Origin of the sequence: Bartonella gabonensis, from assembly GCF_903679515.1 — a bacterium.
GTDB lineage: Bacteria > Pseudomonadota > Alphaproteobacteria > Rhizobiales > Rhizobiaceae > Bartonella > Bartonella gabonensis.
In genome coordinates this window covers 1-21,491 of record NZ_CAHOYM010000019.1, presented here as the reverse complement: position 1 = coordinate 21,491, position 21,491 = coordinate 1, and the positions used below count along the sequence as shown (strand labels likewise).

General features: G+C 40.2%; 10 protein-coding genes and 2 pseudogenes. 8 read left to right on the top strand and 4 right to left on the bottom strand.

The features are described 5' to 3' along the window. Positions 1 to 91: 91 nt before the first annotated feature. The 8 genes and pseudogenes from HWX04_RS05005 to HWX04_RS04970 all read left to right on the top strand — a co-directional run. Positions 92 to 2,530, top strand: coding sequence for an FtsK/SpoIIIE family DNA translocase (locus HWX04_RS05005; RefSeq protein ID WP_175869100.1), 2,439 nt, complete (start codon positions 92 to 94; stop codon positions 2,528 to 2,530). An 806-nt stretch (positions 2,531 to 3,336) separates the two neighbouring features. Continuing rightward, positions 3,337 to 3,543, top strand: a pseudogene (locus HWX04_RS05000) (DNA translocase FtsK); the annotation flags it as partial. A gap of 121 nt (positions 3,544 to 3,664) precedes the next feature. After that, the gene (locus tag HWX04_RS04995) at positions 3,665 to 4,273 is read left to right on the top strand and encodes a LolA family protein (RefSeq protein ID WP_175869099.1); all 609 of its coding nucleotides are present in this window, start codon (positions 3,665 to 3,667) and stop codon (positions 4,271 to 4,273) included. A gap of 33 nt (positions 4,274 to 4,306) precedes the next feature. After that, positions 4,307 to 5,116: an exodeoxyribonuclease III gene (locus HWX04_RS04990; protein ID WP_175869098.1), complete on the top strand. Its 810-nt coding sequence runs from the start codon at positions 4,307 to 4,309 to the stop codon at positions 5,114 to 5,116. Between the two features lie 68 nt (positions 5,117 to 5,184). Next, positions 5,185 to 6,663 (top strand): efflux transporter outer membrane subunit, encoded by a 1,479-nt coding sequence (locus tag HWX04_RS04985; RefSeq protein ID WP_175869097.1) that lies wholly within the window; start codon positions 5,185 to 5,187, stop codon positions 6,661 to 6,663. Beyond that, positions 6,660 to 7,883: an efflux RND transporter periplasmic adaptor subunit gene (locus tag HWX04_RS04980; protein WP_175869096.1), complete on the top strand. Its 1,224-nt coding sequence runs from the start codon at positions 6,660 to 6,662 to the stop codon at positions 7,881 to 7,883. Before HWX04_RS04985 ends, HWX04_RS04980 begins: the two co-directional genes overlap by 4 nt. Positions 7,884 to 7,886: 3 nt before the next feature. Further along, positions 7,887 to 9,872: a MacB family efflux pump subunit gene (locus HWX04_RS04975; RefSeq protein WP_175869095.1), complete on the top strand. Its 1,986-nt coding sequence runs from the start codon at positions 7,887 to 7,889 to the stop codon at positions 9,870 to 9,872. A gap of 964 nt (positions 9,873 to 10,836) precedes the next feature. Then, a pseudogene (locus HWX04_RS04970) lies at positions 10,837 to 15,780 on the top strand (DEAD/DEAH box helicase); the annotation flags it as partial. 615 nt (positions 15,781 to 16,395) lie between these two features. On the opposite strand, the gene HWX04_RS04965 reads toward HWX04_RS04970, so the two are convergent. The 4 genes from HWX04_RS04965 to acs all read right to left on the bottom strand — a co-directional run bounded on the left by HWX04_RS04965 (position 16,396) and on the right by acs (position 20,998). Further along, entirely contained in the window at positions 16,396 to 17,079 is a 684-nt protein-coding gene (locus tag HWX04_RS04965; RefSeq protein ID WP_175869094.1) for a YdcF family protein, read from the bottom strand. After that, a complete protein-coding gene (locus HWX04_RS04960) occupies positions 17,066 to 18,019 on the bottom strand; it encodes a cell division protein FtsX (RefSeq protein WP_175869093.1) in 954 nt (317 codons plus the stop codon). Before HWX04_RS04960 ends, HWX04_RS04965 begins: the two co-directional genes overlap by 14 nt. Then, positions 18,012 to 18,671, bottom strand: a complete 660-nt coding sequence (gene ftsE, locus HWX04_RS04955; RefSeq protein WP_175869092.1) for a cell division ATP-binding protein FtsE — start codon at positions 18,669 to 18,671, stop codon at positions 18,012 to 18,014. The genes HWX04_RS04960 and ftsE overlap by 8 nt, the downstream gene beginning before the upstream one ends. Positions 18,672 to 19,054: 383 nt before the next feature. After that, positions 19,055 to 20,998: an acetate--CoA ligase gene (gene acs, locus HWX04_RS04950; RefSeq protein ID WP_175869091.1), complete on the bottom strand. Its 1,944-nt coding sequence runs from the start codon at positions 20,996 to 20,998 to the stop codon at positions 19,055 to 19,057. Positions 20,999 to 21,491 lie beyond the last annotated feature (493 nt).

Genomic DNA, 21,491 nt, shown 5'->3' with positions numbered 1-21,491 from the left:
ATTAGCGCTGAGTGTAAGCTTTGCCCTTTTTTAGGAGAAGGATGCAATTATAACTCTTTAAATATGAAAATTTTATATTTGGAATTGATGGATGCACCGAAGTTCTTCTCCTTATGATTCATTGGAAGCGCGAGATTCTCAAGGCTTTTGGCTTGTTGAGATGTTTTTACGTCAAATTGGCGTATTTATTGGGCTTGGACTTTTGGGCTTTATTCTTTTTTGTGTGTTTGCTTTGGCGACGTGGAATGTTGCTGACCCCTCTTTAACCCATGCAAGTACAAATGAGGTTACAAACCTTATGGGGTGGCTGGGGGCGATTTTTTCAGATTTTATTATGCAGTTTTTTGGCTTGGCAGGTCTTGCTGTTTTGTTGCCGCCGTTATTTTGGTCTTTTCTCTTGTTGGCACAAAAGAATATCTATAATTTGACTTTGCGCTTTTTTTTGTGGGTGGTATCAACGATTTGTTTTTTAATGGCTTTTGCCCTTATGACGCCTGTTGCTTCTTTTACCTATTGGCCACTGCCCATGGGATTGGGAGGAGTTTTAGGAGATAAAGCTTTAAATGTTGCGTCTGGAATTTCTCCTCTCTTTCTTTCTCCATTTTATACGGTGCTTTTCAGTGTTGTTTTTATTCTTTTAGGTTTTCTCACTGCTGCTTTTGCTGGCAATGTGATATGGCGGCGTAAAACAAAGAAAAGAAAAGAAAAAAGCGTTCCAAAAAACGAAATCGTTGATCCTGTCTTTGAGATAGACGAAGATGTGGAATATGCCGCAGAGAGTGATCATGAGAAGTATGGTGTTTTTGCTACAACTTTTGGTGCTCTTTTACATCTTTTTTATTTTTTACAAGCGCGTTTTTTTCGTTTCAAAAGGCATTCTCAGAGTAAGGGGAAAGGCAAGTCATTTAATCGGATTGAACCAACTTTTTTGGGTAAAAAAGAACAGTGTGAGGAAAATCAAGATAAAACACGCGTTTCTCATGTTAAAAAGCGCGCTTTGAAATCTTTTACAACTTCTGCAAATGGTGGTTTTGTTCTTCCCCATTTAGACTATCTTTCGGTTCCCCCCCCCTCGGTTCGGGATGCAAAACTTTCTCCTGCTGCTTTGAGAGCTAATTCTCAAGAACTTGAGGGGAGTTTGTTAGATTTTGGTGTGAAGGGTAAAATTATTGATGCACGACCTGGTCCGGTGGTCACTTTGTATGAATTTGAACCGGCAGCTGGTATTAAGTCTTCTCGTATTATTGGTTTGGCTGATGATATTGCACGTTCAATGTGTGCGATTTCAGCTCGTGTTGCTGTGGTACCAGGACGCAATGTCATTGGAATAGAATTGCCCAATGCAAAGCGTGAGATGGTGTATTTACGAGAAATGTTACAAGCGCAGGAATTTGTTGAAAGTAAAGCAAAACTAGGTCTTGCTTTGGGCAAGACGATTGGGGGGGAAGCTGTTATTGCAGACTTAGCAAAAATGCCACATCTTTTGGTGGCTGGTACAACAGGATCTGGAAAGTCTGTTGCTATCAATACAATGATTTTATCATTGCTTTATCGTATGACGCCTGAACAATGTCGTCTTATTATGGTGGATCCGAAAATGCTTGAACTTTCGGTTTATGATGGCATTCCCCATCTGTTAACACCCGTGGTGACAGATCCTAAAAAAGCTGTGATTGCGCTTAAATGGGCTGTTCGTGAAATGGAAGAACGCTACAGTAAAATGTCAAAACTTGGCGTTCGCAATATCGATGGGTTTAATGCACGTCTCAAGGAGTCAGAAGGTCAAGGAGAGACAATGGTGCGTACAATTCAAGTGGGCTTTGATCATGAGACTGGTGAGCCTCTTTATGAGACGGAAACACTTGATTTTAGTCCTATGCCTTATATTGTGGTCATTATTGATGAAATGGCTGATTTGATGATGGTTGCCGGTAAAGATATTGAAGGTGCAGTTCAACGTTTAGCACAAATGGCACGGGCTGCCGGTATCCATGTGATTATGGCGACGCAGCGTCCTTCCGTTGATGTTATTACTGGGACGATCAAAGCCAATTTTCCTACACGTATTTCTTTTTCCGTGAGTTCAAAAATTGATAGCCGAACAATTCTGGGCGAACAGGGGGGTGAGCAATTGTTGGGACAGGGAGATATGCTCTTTATGATGGGAGGAGGACGTATTCAGCGTGTGCATGGACCTTTTGTTGCGGATGATGAAGTGGAGCAGATTGTTGCGCATCTAAAAGCGCAAGCACGACCTGATTATTTGGAAACAATTATCCAAGAAGTTGAAGAAGATGGCGCTGATGTTTCTTCGGCTTCTCCTTCAGCAGATGATCCCTATAGTCAAGCTGTTGCGATTGTGTTGCGTGATCGTAAGGCTTCAACCTCTTATATTCAACGCCGTTTAGGTATTGGTTATAATCGTGCCGCGACATTGATTGAAAGGATGGAAGAAGAAGGCATCATTAGTCCAGCAAATCATGCAGGGAAACGAGAAATTTTAGTCCCTGCTGAAGAAGAACGCTTTTGAAAATCTTTATAATCGTTTTGTTTAATATCTTATAAAAACAGGTTGTTATCTTATTTTATTGTAAAAAGCCAGCATCATCATACACGGGCTGTCAATTTGCGATAACCCCTTTGTATTAGAGACTTTTCATAAGAAGTATTCTTTAATTTTATATCATTGTACTTACACGTTAGTTTTTCTGTAACGGGCAAGTAAATTAATATATAGAGAATATCTTACAATCTTCGACGTTATGATTTCAGTTAAAAAAATGATTATTTATCATTATAAATCAATATATTGATGTAAAATAGTATCATTTAAGGTCGGTGGTATAAGGCCATGAAAAGCGTGATATTTAACTGTTTTTGCTGTTCTCGTCGTTCAATCTTACGGCAAAAGCAGTTGCGGCATGTGACTTGTCCGTCTGCTTTTCGAAAAGGGTTTGTCTGTAGAGCCTTATGGAAGATTAATTATATGGGGTGGGAAGTTAATTGAAACTTTCTAAAATTTAAATTATTTACACAGCCTATTGGCTGAGAATTTTTTATTCTTTTGGGTGCCGGTACGTCAAAAAAACGTTTGTGCCTCTTAAAAGCGCTTTCAGGTTCGCAAAAAATCTGTTTAGGATTTAATCCGTTCGTGTATTGACTATAATTCATATTGCTTCAAAGATTAGGGGGAAAGAATAGATTATGCATTTAGTCAATTAGCAAAAAAGTAGAAAATTGGGATGCTTTTGGAAACTTAAAAGCAGACTGGTTCTTTGGAGGCGATACCGTAAGAGATTGAAAGAAATAAAGAAGGATGTTTCTTTGGTTTTTTCTTTAGCAGATGATCCTTATAGCTAAGCTGTTGCGATTGTGCTTCGTGATGGTAAGGCTTCGATTTCTTATATTCAACGCCGTTTAGGTCTTGGTTATAACCGTGCCGTGACATTGATTGAAAGGATGGAAGAAGAGGGCATCATTAGTCCAGCAAATCATGCAGGTAAGCGGAAAATTTTAGTCCCTTCCGAAGAAAAACGCTTTTGAAAAATCTTTTGATAGTTTTTTCAAATGATATCTTTATCTTATAAAGCAGGGTATTTATTCATCATTGATGGCTTAATTATAAATGATAAAGTCAATTCGATATTGTTTGGGAGCATTTTTTATGAAAACATCTTTTTTACTTCAAAGAAGAGTCTTTGGGTTTGTGGGGATTCTTGTCTTTTGGTGTTTAACTTTTCCTGCTTTTTCGCAAGCATATAATAAAGTGGCAAAGGCGCAAAATATTGCTAACCATTTTGCGGCAATAAAAACAATGACAGGTGACTTTATTCAATTTAGTCCAAAGGGGAAAATGTCTCAAGGAACATTTTATCTTGAGCGTTCAGGGAAAATTCGTTTTATTTATAAGAAAATGCCTCTACAAATCATTGCAGATGGTCAATTTGTGGGCATTAACAATCGGGCTTTAAATACTTGGAATTTTTCACAACTTTCACAAACGCCAATGAAGTTTTTGTTGGATGATAAAATTGACGTATCATCTGGGCGTTTATTGGCATTTCGCGAAGATCCAGGGGCTGTGACAATTGTTCTGCGTGATAAAACGATTGGGGCAGAGCAAATAAGAATGGTGTTTGATTCTAAAAGCTTTGCTTTGCGGCAGTGGACAATTGTTGACCAACAAAATTTGGAAACTACTGTGCAGATTATGAATGTGCGAACAGGCGTTCGTTTTGCTCAGGGAATGTTTACACTTCCCTCAAAAAAATGAAGCAATAGTGTTACGTCATTGGAATTGAAACAGATGTTCTTTCGTATTGCGACTTGGAATATTAATTCTATTCGTTTGCGTCTTGCACAGGTTTTTCAGTATTTGGAATTCTTTCCTGCCGATGTTTTGTGTCTACAGGAAACAAAATGTCCCAATGCTTTATTTCCAGTGGAGGCTTTTGAAGCAGCAGGATATAAGCATATCGCACTGAGTGGACAAAAATCTTATAATGGAGTGGCGATTGTTTCTCGTTTGCCTTTTAAAAAGGTAGAAAAGTGTTTCTTTTGTCAAAATCAAGATTGTCGCTATATCTCAGTGATTGTGGAAGTTCATGGTAAGTTGATGCGGATTCATAATTTTTATGTTCCCGCTGGAGGTGATATTCCTGATGCTAATGTGAATGAAAAATTTCGTCATAAGCTTGATTTTTTGGAAGAAATGTCTTTTATTCGCGCCGATCAGGAAAAGGGGATATCTTCTCTTTTGCTGGGCGATTTGAATATTGCTCCTTTAGCAGAGGATGTTTGGTCTCATCAGAAACTGTTGAAGGTTGTAAGCCATACACCCATTGAAACTAAGCGTTTACAGGATTTATGTTGTCAGGGCGGATGGGTTGATCTCATGCGGTTACATATCCCTGCTCCTATTAAACTTTACACATGGTGGAGTTATCGTGCACGTGATTGGGCGTTGACGGATTACGGGCGGCGGCTTGATCATGTTTGGTCCTCTCCAGATTTAGCGCCTTTTGTGGCGGATCTTTCGACTTTTCGTGATGCTCGCGGGTGGGAACGTCCTTCAGATCATATTCCTGTGCAAACAGTATTTGATTTTTCACGTTAATTTTGAAATAATAGGTAAATAAAGTATTAATATTACAATAATGATTCTGAAAGAATGCGGGAGACTAGATGCATATCAAAAATCTCAAAAGGGGCGCTTCTCGCAGATTACTGTCTAGTATTTTGCTTTGTTTTCTTTTGTCAGGGTGTATGGTTGGTCCGAATTATCATAAGACGTTTTTCTCTGTTCCCTCCAAGTGGGGACAGAAGTCTGCACAGATATCTGGGCAATCAATTGCGCTTGCAGGGTGGTGGCGTCGGTTAAATGATCCGGTTTTAAATGCGTTAATTGATCAGGCAATTTCTGGAAATAATGATGTTGCGATTGCCAAAGCACGGGTTCGTGAGGCGCGTGCGAGCTTAGGGAAAGTGGTGGGATCTTTGTTGCCAAGTGCGTCAAATACAATTTCAGGAACCCGTAGCGGCTCTGGACAATCTGATACGTTGAGCCAGTATCGTAGTGGATTTGATGCCAGCTGGGAGCTTGATTTTTTTGGAGGGCATAAGCGAGGCGTTGAAGCAGCACGTTATGGACTTGAAGCGACCGTGGAAGATATGCGTGCGACGATGGTCGTATTGTTAGGGGACGTGGCAACAAATTATGTTCAAATGCGTGGTTGGCAACAAAAATTGTTGATTGTGCGGCAGATTGCTGCAGCGCAGCGCAAAACGTATGAATTGATGCGTGCTAAATTAGCAGCGGGTGATATTTCTGGGCTCGACGCTTCAAATGCACAAGCGCAAGTGGCCAATACAGAAGCCGATATCGCTCAGATGGAAGCAAATTTGGAAATGAGTATGCATCGCCTTTCTGTCTTAACTGGTCATGTGCCTACAGCTTTGAGGAACCTTTTGCAAAAAAATGCCAAACACATGAAAATTCCACAACCACAATGGCCAATACCAGCGGGAATTCCGGCAGATATTTTGTTGTCACGTCCCGATTTACGGCGGGCGGAGCGCCAATATGCACAAGCCACAGCCCGCATTGGTCAACGTGAGGCAGAACGTTATCCCTCGCTTACCTTAACGGGGAAGATTTTAACATCAGCAACAGCAATAGATCAATTATGGAAAAGTTCAACGATTGGCTGGTCTTTTGGCCCCGGTCTTAGTTTCCCCTTCTTTAATGGAGGACAGATGGTTGCCTCTATTGCGGTGGCGCGGGCACAGCGCGATCAGGCTTTTATTACTTATCGCTCTGCTGTATTGAGTGCTTTAGAAGATGTTGAAAATGCACTCGTGAGATTAATAAAGGAACATCAGCGTCTTGAAAAGCTTGTCGTTGCAAATAAAGCTTTCCTGCATTCTTTACAACTTTCACGAAGTCTTTTTGAAAATGGTAATATCAGTTTTCTTGAATTATTAAATGCTGATCGTTCCTATTATTCTGCGCAAATGGCACTTAAAGATAGCCGCATTGCTTTAGCTACCCAATATATTGCTCTGATGAAAGCATTGGGTGGTGGATGGGATGGTGTCGTTGATGTGTCACGTCCGGAAGTCGTTGATGGTGTTTCCCATTCACTTGCAAAGGTAGGGCAATGAAAAAGAGTTTCATCAAAAATTTCATTACAAAACGCAAAAAACTTTCATTCTTTCTTATTTCTCTCTTTATTATTATCATTTTGTTGTGGTCGCGCTCTGTTTTTTTTGGAACATCTACGCCAACCTATATGACAGCTGTGGTGAAGCGCGGTGATATTGAGGAAAGTGTTTTGGCTTCTGGGATAGTGCGTCCTTATCGGTTGGTGGCGGTTGGAGCACGTGCTACAGGGCGGGTGGTTTCCATGCGTGTTTTTCCGGGAAGTGTTGTGAAAGAGGGCGACCTCTTGGCAGAAATTGATCCTACAGATCAAGAAAATGATCTGAAAAGAAAAAAAGCAGCCTTAGCGCATTATCATGCGAATTTAGTGGAACAAGAAGCTTATCTTACCCTTGCACAGAAAAATTTAGAGCGGCAGAAAAAAATGATTGAATCGCGTGCAATTTCAAAAGCTAATTTTGATGATGCAGTGACACAGGTGAAAATACGCGAAGCGCAAATTGCTCAACTCCGTCAACAGATTGTACAAGCCCAAATTGATGTGGAGAGTGCAGAGGTTAATCTAGGGTATACGCGGATAACTGCTCCTTCAGCGGGAACTGTTTTGGCAACCGTTGTTGAAGAAGGCCAGAATGTTAATGCTGTTCAGTCGGCACCTACAATTGTTATTTTAGGTGACTTGTCAAAGATGACAGTTAAAGCACAAATTTCAGAAGCTGATATTCTTAAGGTTCGCACCGGACAATCTCTTTATTTGACGGTTTTGGGTAATCCAGACCGACGTTATGAGGGCGTTCTAGAAAGGGTTGAGCCTGCTCCTGAATCTATTCGTGCTGATGTGAGTATTAACCCTGGTGTCGTAGGTTCTAACTCTCTCTCATCATCGGCGATTTATTATAATGGGATTGTGCATATTGATAATAAAGACAATTTTTTGCGAACGTATATGACTGCTCAAGTGCATATTATTTTAGGGCGTGCTCAGAATGTTTTGCTGGTTCCAAGTGATGCTTTGCGTGATACAACAAAAAAAGGAAAAGCATGGGTTTCAGTATTGGTGAAGAAAAATAAAGTGGTGGCAAAACAAGTGACTGTAGGGCTTAATAACAAAGTAATGGCAGAGATTCTTTCAGGGCTTGATGAGGGGGATGTGGTTATTACCGGTTCGCGCGATGGGGTGATGCCAGAAATCCCTGATGAACACAGTGAAGATGAGAATTAAGTCATGAAAGCAGAAAAAGCAAATGCTGTTTTCGTTTTAGAAAATATTGTGCGCACATTTCCTGCGGGTGAAACATTTGTTACTGTTTTGAAGGATATCAATCTGACCATTAAGCGTGGTGAAATGGTGGCAATTGTGGGGTCTTCTGGTTCTGGAAAGTCCACATTGATGAATATTCTAGGGTGTCTTGATCGGCCAAGTTCGGGTCGTTATTGGATTTCAGGAAAAGAAACAGCTTCTCTTTCTGCTGATGAATTATCAGCTTTACGGCGTAATCATTTTGGATTTATTTTCCAGCGCTATCACTTGTTGAGTGAATTAACCGCACTTGGAAATGTTGAAATTCCAGCTATTTATGCAGGATATGCACCAAGTGTGAGAAAAAAACGTGCAAGGGACCTTTTAACACGCTTGGGGATGGAAGACCGGATTAATCATCGTCCAAATCAGCTTTCAGGAGGACAGCAACAACGGGTGTCAATTGCGCGAGCACTCATGAATAATGCTGAGGTTATTCTTGCTGATGAGCCAACAGGGGCACTAGACAAAAAAAGTGGGCAAGAAGTTTTGCGTATTCTCGATGAACTTCATCAAGAAGGGCGCACCATTATCATTGTCACGCATGATATGGAGGTGGCTAAAAGAGCAAATCGCATTATCGAAATCAGTGATGGGGAAATTATTTCTGATAAGCCCTCAAAAAATGTAAAAACAAAAATGAGTGTTCAACCTCTTCAGGAGCAACGGAATCTAAAAATTCCCCAAAAACTTGGTTTTGTTCGTTCTTTTGCTGAACGATTTCGTGAAGCCTTTATCATGGCGTTGTTGGCTATGAATGCGCACCGAATGCGGGCTTTTTTAACAATGCTCGGGGTGATTATCGGTATTGGCGCGATTATTGCCATGGTTGCTTTGGGCAATGGTACGCGGGAAAAAATTATGGAAAATTTTAAAAGTTTGGGGTCTAACACATTAACGATTTTGCCTGGAAAAAGTCTTTCTGATCCACAAGCAGAGAAAATAACCACTTTGGTGGATGCGGATGCAGACGCTCTTTCTCGATTGTCTTATGTTGCTGGTGTAACACCTCAGATTTCAGCAAGTTCTATGGTTCGTTTTGGTGCGGTTGAAGCTAATGCTATAATTTCTGGGGTAGGAGAACAATATTTTCAAACACAGGGACTTAAAGCCGTTCAAGGGCAGCTGTTTGATCAAAAAAGTGTGCATGAGCGGGCGGTTGATCTTGTTATCGAAAAAGAAGCAATTGCGGTGCTTTTCCCTCATAATCATGGGAGCCCAATAGGGAAAATTGTTCATTTAGGCAATGTTCCTGCACGCATCATTGGTGTGATAGATCCACAGCATATGGGAGGAGGTTCCTCAAATACATTGCAGGTTTATTTGCCCTATACAACCTTACAAACACGTTTTCTTGGAACAACGCAAGTTCGTGCCATTACCGTGAAGATTGCTGATCATATTGATTCAGACTTAGCGGAGACGATGGTAAAGCGTTTCCTTATTATGCGTCATGGTGGAGAGGATTTTTTCATTAGAAATTCGCAATTATTCCGTGATCGTATCATGGAAAGCACACATATTTTAACGCTTTTAGTATCTTCAATTGCGGCTATTTCACTGATTGTAGGGGGGATTGGAGTGATGAATATCATGTTGGTGACTGTTTCGGAGCGGATCAATGAAATTGGGGTGCGTATGGCTGTTGGGGCGCGTCAGAGTGATATTTTGCAGCAATTTCTTATTGAAGCAATTTTGGTTTGTGTTATTGGTGGTGGATTGGGCGTTCTCTTTGGACTTTCTATTGGAGGCTTATTTTTGCTCTTTAAGGCGCCGATACATCTGATTTATACGATTGATTCAATCATATTATCTCTTACTTTTTCAACTCTCATCGGGATATGTTTTGGTTTTTCTCCCGCACGGCAGGCTTCACGGCTTGATCCTGTTATTGCTCTCTCGCGTGATTAAATATCATCAACTTAAGGCATGTTTGTTGTTGCCGTTCATAGGGAATGGAGCGTTTGCGAAGAAAACTATGGATGGGACATGCTGTGTAAAATATTGAAGTTAGCCTTTAGAGGTTATGAGATATTCTTTTGAATTATCATCATTTAGAACTGCGCAAGAAAGAAAAAATAAGCCGTTTTATGGGATAAGGATGCCGTTAAAAAACTGCAGGGGACTTGTACTTTAAAAAATTAAAGCTTATTGGTTTTTTATGAAAAAAACATTTGGTTCTCTTTAAATTATGCGTTTTTCCTCCGATGTACGGGGGTGTTTTGTGCATGGGTGTAAAATATCCATACAAAAGGAGGAGGCGTTCGAATTTCCAGAATTTAAAATTCTATATTATGCAAAGGTTTAAAACAATTGTAACTTTTGTATTGATTTTTGAATTGATGATAGGTGGTGCATTTTGTTGTGTTGAAGTTTTTACAAGGACATTCAGATGTCTAAAACGCCCGTTAAGTTACGCCAAAGGGTTTTGTGCAGCCGGTGGGGTTTTATAAATAAAGAGTGTGAAATTGTTTATAGAGTGTGTAGATTTGTCTTCTGTTTTTACATGGATATTTTTCAGTGTGCTTAGATGTATTAAAAAATATGAAGTTGTAAAAAGGTAGGATTTTTAAGCTGTTCAGATCATCGTTGTGGAAAAGATATAGCCATACAAATTGAAAAGCGAGCGCGGTGTGAATGGAATGCTGCATTGAACAGGGATGGGGGGAATAATAAGTTATACTCCTTTGGCTTAGAGTGAAATTTTATTCATTTATTTTATTCTGTTTAGAAAATATTTCATTGTAAATAATGAGCCGATTTAATAGATGTAGCAGTCTAAAGTTTTTTAGCCAGTACAGTAGACATTGATGAGTTTGTTGAGATGCGATAATTGAAAACGTTTTTAATGGGGTGGAGTATGACGACGCTATAGTCGCTTTTACAAACATATCGTGATGAAGCGCGTACCGAACGAGATAAAGGGACGTATTTTGAGCGTTTTGCTTTTGCTTATTTGACCCATGATCCCCTCCAGTCTCAGTGTTATGAGAAGGTTCAAACCTTTAAAGATTGGGTGCATGAAAATGGTTGAAATGACCATGATGGTCGGGATATTGGTATCGATCTGGTGGCAAAGCTTCGTCAGGAAGATGGTTTTACGGCAATCCAATGTAAATTTTATGATGAATCCTATCGGATTAAAAAAGCGGATATTGATAGTTTTATTTCAGCATCAGGTAAAGAACTTTTCAAGCGGCGTGTGATTATAGACAGCACCATAAATGCTTGGAGTGACAATGCCAAAACAATGATACAGGGGCAGAAAATTCCTGTTATCCGGATTGGTCTTTCCGATTTGCAAAAAAGTCCGATCCGTTGGGAGACTTTTGCAGCCAAAGGCATAATTGCGTTGGAGGGTAAAAAGAAACTCCGTCCCCATCAGGGGGAGGCATTGCGTTTTGTGCGTGCGGGGTTTTCTCAGGTTGATCGTGGTAAGCTCATTATGGCTTGTGGGACCGGTAAGACATTTACCAGTATTAAGATCGCTGAGGATTTAGCCGGTCAAGGCAAGTTCGTCTTGTTTCTTGTACCCTCTTTGGCGTTGATGTCACAGACGGTGCGTGAATGGACCAAGGATGCAGAAATCGAATTGCGCTCCTTTGCGGTTTGTTCCGATACACAAGTGGGAAAGCGCCGTAAAAATAGTGATGATGTTGCGGAAATAGATGTGTGTGATCTTGTTTTTCCAGCGACAACCGATGCAGCAAAATTGGCAAAACAGGCGGGTACGAGTGTTGCAGATGAGATGAGTGTGGTGTTTGCAACCTATCAATCCATTCAGGTGATTGAGGATGCTCAGAAAAACTATGGTTTTCCCACATTTGATTTTGTCATTTGTGGTGAGGCGCATCGTACAACAGGAGCAACGCTGGTCGGAGAGGATGATCTAATTTTGTGAAGGTGTATTCCAATGATGCTATTCGTGCCAAAAAGCGCCTTTATATGACAGCTACACCACGCATTTGGGGGGATAACGCAAAAAGTCGCGCACATGAAGTTGATGCTGTTCTTGCCTCGATGGATGATGAAAAGCTCTTTGGCAAAACACTTTTTTATCGGGGTTTTTCATGGGCTGTACAAAATGACCTTTTAAGAGACTATAAGGTTATTGTTTTAGCTATGGACGAAAAACTGGTGAGTTCCGCTGTTCAAAAACGTCTTAGCGATAGCGAGTCTAAACTTGTTCTTTATGATGCAACGAAAATTATTGGCTGTTATAAGGCGTTGACAAAACAAAATATGAAGGCTGATGTTGGTACGGATTCATATCCGATGTATCGTGCTTTGGCGTTTTGTAAAGATATTCGCAGCTCTAAACTGGTTCGTGATGAATTTTCTGCCGTTGTTGAAGAATATCTTGAGTATATTAACAAAGAGAATGTGGAAAATGAGCCATTTCTGCAGTGTGAAGTTGAACATGTTGATGGCACTTTCAGTGCTAAGGATCGTGGTGCACTGCTTGATTGGTTGAAAGATGGTAGCGATGATGATGTTTGTCGTATTTTAACTAATGCTCGTTGTTTGTCTGAGGGAGTGGATGTTCCGGCTCTTGATGCCATTATGTTTTTAAATCCACGCAAGAGTCAGATTGATGTTGTGCAAGCGGTTGGGCGGGTGATGCGTCGCTCTGAGGGCAAAAAGATAGGCTATGTCATTCTGCCAATTGGCATTCCCTCTGGGATACCAGTGGAACAAGCTTTAAATAACAATGATAAATATCGGGTTGTTTGGCAAATTTTAAATGCTTTACGCGCACATGATGATCGTTTTGATGCGACGATTAATCAGGCATCTTTCGGGCAAGATATCAGTCATGTGATTGAGATTATCGGGGTGACGCAGAGTACTGAATTGAAGGCTGTTACGGCTGTTGTAGATAATCTTCCAATTCGCTCACAACCAGCACGATCAAACATTGGTATAGCGCAGCGTGATTTCCTTTTTACAGATGAGGAAAACGAGGAGTTTTCTTTCTCTGTGGATGAATTTTCTCGTGCCATCATGGCAAAGATTGTCAAAAAATGTGGCACACGGGATTATTGGGAAGATTGGGCAAGCAATATTGCGGAGATTGCCAATAACCATATCACGCGTTTAACAGCTATTCTCGCGGCACCAGACACGAGGGAGCGTCAAGCTTTTGATTGGTTTTTAGCAGAATTGCGTGATGACTTAAATGATGCTGTTACAGAGGCTGATGCAATTGAGATGTTGGCACAACATATTATCACGCATCCTGGCTTTCAGGTGTTGTTTGAAGGTTATCAGTTTACGCGTGAAAACCTTGTCTCGCGTGCTATGCAACGGATGCTTGATGTGCTTGATGAAGCCAATCTTGATAAGGAATCCAAAGATCTTGAGAAATTTTATGCCAGTGTAAAATTACATGCCAGTGGTATTACCGATCCACAAGCAAAGCAAAGGTTAATTGTCGAGCTTTATGATAAATTTTTTCGTTATGCTTTTCCGCGCACGGTAGAAAAATTAGGCATTGTTTATACGCTCGTTGAAGTGGTAAATTTTATTCTTCACTCCGTCAATGATGTTTTAGAACAAGAATTTGGGCAAACGCTTGGCTCACTTGGTGTGCACATCATGGATCCTTTTACCGGAACGGGGACTTTTATCACACGGCTTTTACAGTCTGGGCTGATCACACCAGAGGAAATGAAACACAAATTTTGTCATGAGATTCATGTCAATGAAATTGTTCTACTGGCTTATTATATTGCTGCTATTAATATTGAGACGACCTATCATGGTCTGATGGGGGGCGATTATGTTCCCTTTGAGGGAATTTGTCTGACCGATACATTTCAGCTTTATGAGCAGGAAAAGACTTGATCAGTGATTTGCTAGCCGCCAACAGCACTTGCAGGTCACGTCAGAAAGAACTGGATATTCGTGTTATTGTTGGTAATCCCCCTTATTCTTCTGGACAAAAAAGCGAAAACGATAATGCGAAAAATATTGGCTATCCTAAATTGGGTAGGCGTATCGGTGAAATTTATGCTGCTCAATTGAAAGCGAGCAATGTTAATGGACTTTACGACAGTTACATGCGTGCTATTCGCTAGGCAAGTGATCGCATAAAAGATTGCGGCGTTATAAATGCAGGTTTTATCAATGGATATTCTGCGGATGGTTTACGAAAAGAATTGAATAAAGAATTCTCGAGCATTTATGTTCTTAATCTGCGGGGTGATATTCGTAAAAATATGTTGAGTAAAGGGCGTGCGCAAGAAAGGCAAAATGTTTTCGGCAGTGGAAGCATGACAGGAATTGCGGTGACGCTTTTTGTTAAGAATCCCAATGTCACAGAGCCTTGTAAAATTTACTATTATGACATTGGTGATAATCTCACGACAAAAGAGAAACTTCGTGAGCTTCAGCGATTGAGTAGTATTGGTGGCATTAAGCGTGAAAACAGTTGGCAGATGATTATATCAGATGAGCATGGCGATTGGCTGAATCAACGTAACAGTGATTTGGAAAAATTTTTAGCCGTAGGTGATAAGAAGGGTGGTGATAAAAAGCTCTTTGGAAATTTTTCTTGTGGTTTAAAAATTAATCGTGATGCTTTGGCCTATAATTCAAGTCGTGAAACTTTAGCGAATAATATGAGTCATATGATTGCTTTCTATAACAGTGAAGTAGAGCGGTTTAATACTGTGCATCTACATTCTGCTCGCAAGGCGCGTGCAAATGCTGTAAATGATTTTGTTAACACGGATGCGAAAAAAATCAGTTGGAGTCGTGCTATCAAACAACAATTAGCTAGAGGAAAAATTTCCAAATTTGAAAATGATTGTTTAGTTCAAAGCATTTATCGTCCTTTTACACGACAGTGGCTCTATTATAATCGCACCTTTAATGAAATGATTTATAAAATGCCGCGTATTTTTCCGATAGAGCAAGCTGTTGAAAATAGGGGGATACACATTACAGGTATAGGAGCAAGAAGTGGTTTTGCTGTTCTTATGACGAAGAATTTGCCAAATCTTCATACAATGGATACTGGTCAATGTTTTCCAAGGTATATTTATGAAGACGCTGCCTCTTTAGGAGATAAAGAGGAGGGCAGGTTCATTTATTTGAAAATCTTGTAGAGGAAAGCAAAAGAGCTGGTCTGCAGCGGCGTGATGCACTGACCGATGAAGGGTTGGCGCATTTTAAAGCAGCCTATCCTAGTGAAACGATTACAAAGGATGATTTGTTTTATTATGTCTACGGGATTTTGCACTCTGAGGATTATCGTGCGCGTTATGTGCATAATTTGTCTAAAGAATTGCCGCGCATTCCAACGGTTAAAAAAGTAGAGGACTTTTGGGCTTTTGTAACTGCGGGGCGAAAGCTTGGCGATTTGCATATGGATTATGAAGAGGTTGAGCCTTATCCGGTAACCTATAAACAGGGTGATCCAAAAACTTGGATGATTGCTGATGTGGAAAGTTTCTAGCGTGTTCAAGCGATGAAATTTGCGGGTAAGCGTGGTGCTATTGATAAAAGTAGTGTGGTTTATAATAGCAATATTACGATGCAGAATATTCCTCTTGAAGCTTATGACTATGTGGTAAATGGTAAGTCTGCTCTTGAATGGGTGATGGAGCGACAGATTGTCAAAACGGATAAAGTCAGTGGCATTGTGAATGATGCCAACTGCTATCCTGTTGAGACGGTTGGTAATCCAGCCTATCCTTTGGAACTGTTTCAACGGGTTATTACGGTAAGCTTAGAAACCATGAAAATTGTGCGCAGTCTGCCAAAATTGGAAGTGCGAGAAACTGAAAAGGTTAAGTTGTCTATTGTGTCGTAAAACAGCCTCTTGCATGGTGGTAAATACCATTGTTGGGGGTAGAGGGCACCTGAAACTTTCTCTATGAGGTGTTGTTTCGCTTCAGTGAGGAATATTCAGGGAGTATGGCCCTAGAGCATCGAAAAACAAACATTATCTTTTTGGGGGTGTTCTTTTATATGTGAGATTTTTTGTAAAAGTGTGGTGTGTGGGAGTTTCTCATTTTAAATCTGTTGAGAGTGAAGCAATACAAATCACTTGCATGGTACAAGCGAGGTTGGGGTATTGTTGTTTAGGAGAGGTGAAAAATGCCTTGTATGTTCTTAAGAGGCAAGATATTGCGAGATTAGGGGTGTTACTCGTTTGAGAGTGTGGCTTGCATTTTATAAAACGTAAGAAGAATTTTATAGTGGTTTGGGGGATATATACATGGATAGTGTTGTGAGATGAGCTTGAGATATTTTCGAGATGTCTTTTTAATACAGACATCAGACATGTGCGTGTGTAACACAAGTGTCTTATCTTTGGGGTGTTTTGCTTTCTATGAGAGCAAGGATTGCTTGTCAGGTCTTATGGAGTGAAGTGCGTGAAATGATCAAGAGGTGGTAAGGTTTTCAGAAAAACAGTGGGGGAAATTCAGAATGCGGTTCTGATATAGACTTGGAGTGTTTTGATGTATTGAAATGCAAGAATACGGATTTGGTTGATCTGTTGTATCATGCTTTCATCACCGCTCTTTTTAACAGGATAAGCAATGAAATTGATATCAGGCATTAAGTATTTAAGTTCACGCAGCGAGCGCCACATGTGGTAATCATGGGTGACGATGTAAACTGTTTTATAGCGGTGTTTTTTGATCCAAACCGCACTTTCTTCGGCATTTCCTTTTGTGTTAATTGCTTTGTGTCCAAGATCAACGCAACAGGTGAAGAGTTGGGGAGTAATATGGGGGCTGTGCATGAAACTTTTCAGATTGGTGGTTGTATTGACTCCACTGATCAAAAGTCGCGAACCAAGTCTTTTTCGTAAGAGGTTAAGCCCAGTTTCTATACGGTTTTCTCCGCCTGTTAGAACAATGATGGCATCGGCTTTGGGGAGAGGATTTGGTGGTTGAAGCCGCTCGGTTTTCTCAGAAAAAATAATAAAACCAAAGCAGAAAAGAAGAACGATTAGCAAAAGAGCAAGTGCGGTTGGGGGGAAATAGCGAAATAAGCAGCGGAAAGACCAATTATGGTGGGGTCGTTTTGAAACAGGATGGTCTAAATCGTTTTGTGTCAATGAGTTGGGGCCGTTGTGAGTCATAAAATTAAAATAAACCATTTTCACATTGATCGATTTTTTTCAATTGCGCTAGAATAGTCATGCGGCTTGTAAGGGTAGTGAGAAAAGAAACAAAAATAATAAGGAGAGTGATTTTTCCATAAGGAATAGAACTTATGGAAAGACGTCCGAATAAAGCGGTTACTTGGCTGGCTTCTGCTTTCCCCAAGTTATAATTTGCCCAGAGACAAAGGGCTGAAAACAGAAATATACTTGTGAGACCACCATATAATGTACCACGAAGGGCAGTTTTAAAAAAATGCCAATCAAATTGACGCGCAATGAATAGGGTTTCTGTGCCAAGAAAATATAACACATTAATAATATGGGCATTTTCTGCCAATGCATTGCGGGTGGCAAAAATGATGGTGAGAATAAGAGAGCCTAGAACCAATGCTAAAATTGAAAAACCAATGAAAACAGTGGTGTATGCCATGGTAGCAAAACGATAGACCCAAACACGGTGATCATCAAATTGACCGCCTGGAATTTGAGTTTTAATGGCATGATTGATGGCAGCAAAATTGATTTCTGCATCCTCTTTCAAAGTGACAATGATAAGGCGGGGAAGGGGCAATTCGTTCAAATTGAAACCTTTTCCAAGCCATGGCTCTAGTAACTTTTCGGTGGCTTGTTGGTCAACAATTTTCGCATCTTGTACACCATGAAATGTTTTAACCAATGTGACTGCGTCATGAAGTGCTTTGTTGATATCAACATTGTCAACGGGGCGTATTTGTATTGTTGCTTCATAGCTAATCTGATTGCTCCAATTTTTGGCAGAACGCTGGATTAAATCAACACCAATTAACGTGAGACTTGAGAGAAATGTCATAATAGCAATCACGGCAACCAGCGCTTGTCCAGAAATGTTGCTACTGGGAATAATCGCTGTTGTGTTTTTTTTATTACTGGTAAAAATGGGGAACAATTTATTCATGAATTGTCATCCGTCCGTTATGGAGAAGCATACGCCGTGCTGCGACTTGTTCCATCAAGCCAATATCATGGGTGGCAATGATTACAGCCGTTCCAAAACGGTTTAATTCAATAAACAAACGGAGCAGGCGTTTTGCCAAGGGTGGATCGACATTTCCTGTTGGTTCATCCGCAAGCAAAATTTCGGGCTGATCAATAAGTGCGCGCGCAATGGCGACCCTTTGTTTTTCTCCTCCAGAGAGAACCGGTGGTAAAACGTGAATGTGATCGCCAAGGCCTACCCAACAGAGAAGATCTTCTACTTCACTACGGTAAGTTGCTTCTTCTTGCCCCTTAATGCGTAAGGGTAAAGAGACATTTTCATAAGTGGTCATGTGGTCAAGGAGACGAAAATCTTGAAAAACTACACCGATACGTTGTCGTAGCGCAGGGAGCTCTTGTCGTTTGAGCAATGCTGTGTCTGTTCCAAATAAATCAATATGACCGCGGGTGGGTTTGAGAGCCAAAAACATTAGACGCATCAATGACGTTTTCCCTGCTCCAGAGGCACCCGTGAGAAATTGAAATGATCCAGCAGGAATATGAAAGCTAATATCGCGAAGAACTTCAGGGCCCATTCCATAGCGCAGACCAACATTTTCAAAATGAATCACTTTTCGTTCTTACTCCTTATTTTATCTCTTCTAAAAGTTCTTGCTTTCATCGCGTTAGGCTTTTGTTGTAAGCTTTCCCATTTTAGATTTCATGGTTCTTTTTTCTGCGCTTTTGTTATCGATAAATATTCTTGCTCAAAAATATTATCATTTATACTTGTTCTTTCTCCCTTTATTTATGATTTTAGCAGGAATTTCAAAGTGATTCTAGCATAAACATCAGAATTATCTTTCCTTCTTGCCCAGAGACTTTTTTGCATTGAGTGGGCGTTAAGCAGTTAAAAAAGGTTCTGTTGCTCTTTTTATCGGTGGTTTTCATAACAATGCCGAAATATTTTAGCAAAAAACAAAAACCACCGTACGGTGTATTTTATCGTTTTTCTTTAATCTTGTCGGTTGGCAATCAGATCTTCAACAACTTGTGGTTCGGCAAGGGTTGAAATATCTCCAAGATTATCAAAGTCGTTTTCGGCGATTTTTCGTAAAATGCGTCTCATAATTTTTCCTGATCGCGTTTTGGGGAGTTGCGGAGCAAACTGAATTTTATCCAAGATGGCAATGGAGCCTATTTCCTTTCTCACATGTTGAATAAGTTCGTTGCGCAATTCTTCACTTGGGGGTGTCCCTTCCATGAGGGTAACAAAACTGTAGATTCCTTGTCCTTTAATGGGATGTGGGTAACCAACAATAGCGGCTTCTGAAACAGCGGGGTGCAAAACAAGAGCTGATTCAATTTCAGCGGTTCCTAACCTGTGCCCTGAGACATTGAGAATGTCATCAACCCTTCCTGTAATCCAGTAATAGCCATCCCTATCGCGTCTACAGCCATCACCTGAAAAATATTTCCCTTTATAGGTGGAAAAATAAGTTTCAATAAAGCGCTTGTGATCCTTATAGAGCGTGCGCATTTGTCCTGGCCATGAGTCAATAATGCAAAGATTGCCTTCTGCTTCACCTTCGAGAACATTTCCTTGATCATCTACGATTTGGAGTTCAACGCCAAAAAAAGGACGTGTGGCAGAACCCGCTTTAAGAGGTGTGGCACCGGGCAGAGGAGTGATCATATGCCCTCCTGTTTCTGTTTGCCACCATGTGTCAAGAATAGGGCAGTGACTGTTTCCAACCGTATGATAAAACCATTCCCATGCTTCTGGGTTAATGGGTTCACCTACGGTTGCTAAAAGACGTAAGGATGTTCTTTTAGAGCGTTCAACAAAGGAATTGTCCGCACCCATTAAGGCGCGAATAGCTGTTGGTGCGGTGTAGAATGTATTAACTTGGTGTTTGTCGACAATTTCCCAAAATCTTCCCTTGTCAGGAAAAGTGGGGGTGCCTTCAAACATTAAAGTGGTGGCTCCATTGCATAAAGGTCCATAAACCAAGTAAGAATGACCCGTAATCCAACCAATATCGGCTGTACACCAGTAAACTTCACCGGGATGATAATCAAAAACATATTGGTGGGTCATCGCGGTAAAAACAAGATAACCTGCCGTGGTATGCAAAACACCTTTCGGTTTGCCGGTTGAGCCTGAAGTATAAAGAATAAAAAGCGGATCTTCCGCATTCATCGGTTCTACTGGACAATCTGTTTTGGTATGAGCAATTTCTTCATGGTACCAAAAATCACGCCCCTCTACCCAATCAATTGGTCCGCAGGTCCGCCGTATTACCATAACTTGATCCACATGCACATTTTGGCGCCCTGCAATCTCAATGGCACGGTCAACATTATCTTTTAAGTTAATTCGTTTGCCACCACGCAAGCCGTGATCAGCGGTAATAATAAAGGTCGATTCACAGTCAACAATGCGCCCTGCTATTGCCTCAGGAGAAAAGCCAGCGAAAATCACCGAATGAATAGCACCAATGCGGGTGCAAGCAAGCATGGCATAGGCTGCTTCGGGAATCATGGTTAAGTAAATGGTGACTTTGTCGCCTTTTTTGACACCGTGGTTTTTTAAGAGATTGGCAAAACGGCAAACATGTTTATGAAGTTCATTATAGGTGATTTTTTTATCATGATAGGGTTTATCCCCTTCCCAAATGAGCGCAATGTGGTCTCCATGGGTTTTTAGGTGGCGATCAATGCAATTATAGGCAACATTTGTTATCCCATCTTCGTACCATTGAATTGATACATCATCGTTAAAAGAAGTGTTTTTTACTTTTGTAAAAGGTTTAAACCATTCAATACATTGACCATGTTTTGCCCAGAAACTTTCTGGATCATTGATGCTTTCTCGATACCATTTGTGATAAGTTTCCTCATCGAGTAAAGTATTTTTTTTGATCTCTTCTGATATTGGATAAATTTTTTCAGTCATGCTTCCCTCTTTTTATTTTTTAGAAAAATCTTCTACTTTAGTTTTATATTTTGGCAGAGCTTTTCCAATTTTTTACTTAAATGAAAACCTTCATTTTGAGGTTAGACTAAATGACAAATATTGAAATAGTCAATTTTTAAATTTTGAGGCGATGATATTAAAGAGGGTATTTATAATTCTTTAGGGTAAGTAAATGTGCCAAAGTGTATCATATTATAGAACTTTTTATAAGCGTATAAAGAAATGAATTTTTTTAAAATAAATTTAAAAAAGGAAGATAAAGGTAATTTATCGATTATCGCTTTGAATATTTTTGTTTTATATTCTTTTATTTCAAGAAAGAATAATTTGGCGATAGTAGCATAGAGAGAGGCAAATACAACAAGCATGCAAAACATTCTTATGATTTCATAACGAATGTTCATTATAAAATATTTTTTACAATATCGTTAAAAAAAAGACTAACCATAAAGAATATAGAGCTTATTAATAA

Coding starts and splice junctions, on each gene's coding strand:
- HWX04_RS05005 (WP_175869100.1), top strand. CDS start 92: ATGCACCGAAGTTCTTCTCCTTATGATTCATTGGAAGCGCGAGATTCT.
- HWX04_RS04995 (WP_175869099.1), top strand. CDS start 3,665: ATGAAAACATCTTTTTTACTTCAAAGAAGAGTCTTTGGGTTTGTGGGG.
- HWX04_RS04990 (WP_175869098.1), top strand. CDS start 4,307: ATGTTCTTTCGTATTGCGACTTGGAATATTAATTCTATTCGTTTGCGT.
- HWX04_RS04985 (WP_175869097.1), top strand. CDS start 5,185: ATGCATATCAAAAATCTCAAAAGGGGCGCTTCTCGCAGATTACTGTCT.
- HWX04_RS04980 (WP_175869096.1), top strand. CDS start 6,660: ATGAAAAAGAGTTTCATCAAAAATTTCATTACAAAACGCAAAAAACTT.
- HWX04_RS04975 (WP_175869095.1), top strand. CDS start 7,887: ATGAAAGCAGAAAAAGCAAATGCTGTTTTCGTTTTAGAAAATATTGTG.
- HWX04_RS04965 (WP_175869094.1), bottom strand. CDS start 17,079: ATGGTTTATTTTAATTTTATGACTCACAACGGCCCCAACTCATTGACA.
- HWX04_RS04960 (WP_175869093.1), bottom strand. CDS start 18,019: ATGAATAAATTGTTCCCCATTTTTACCAGTAATAAAAAAAACACAACA.
- acs (WP_175869091.1), bottom strand. CDS start 20,998: ATGACTGAAAAAATTTATCCAATATCAGAAGAGATCAAAAAAAATACT.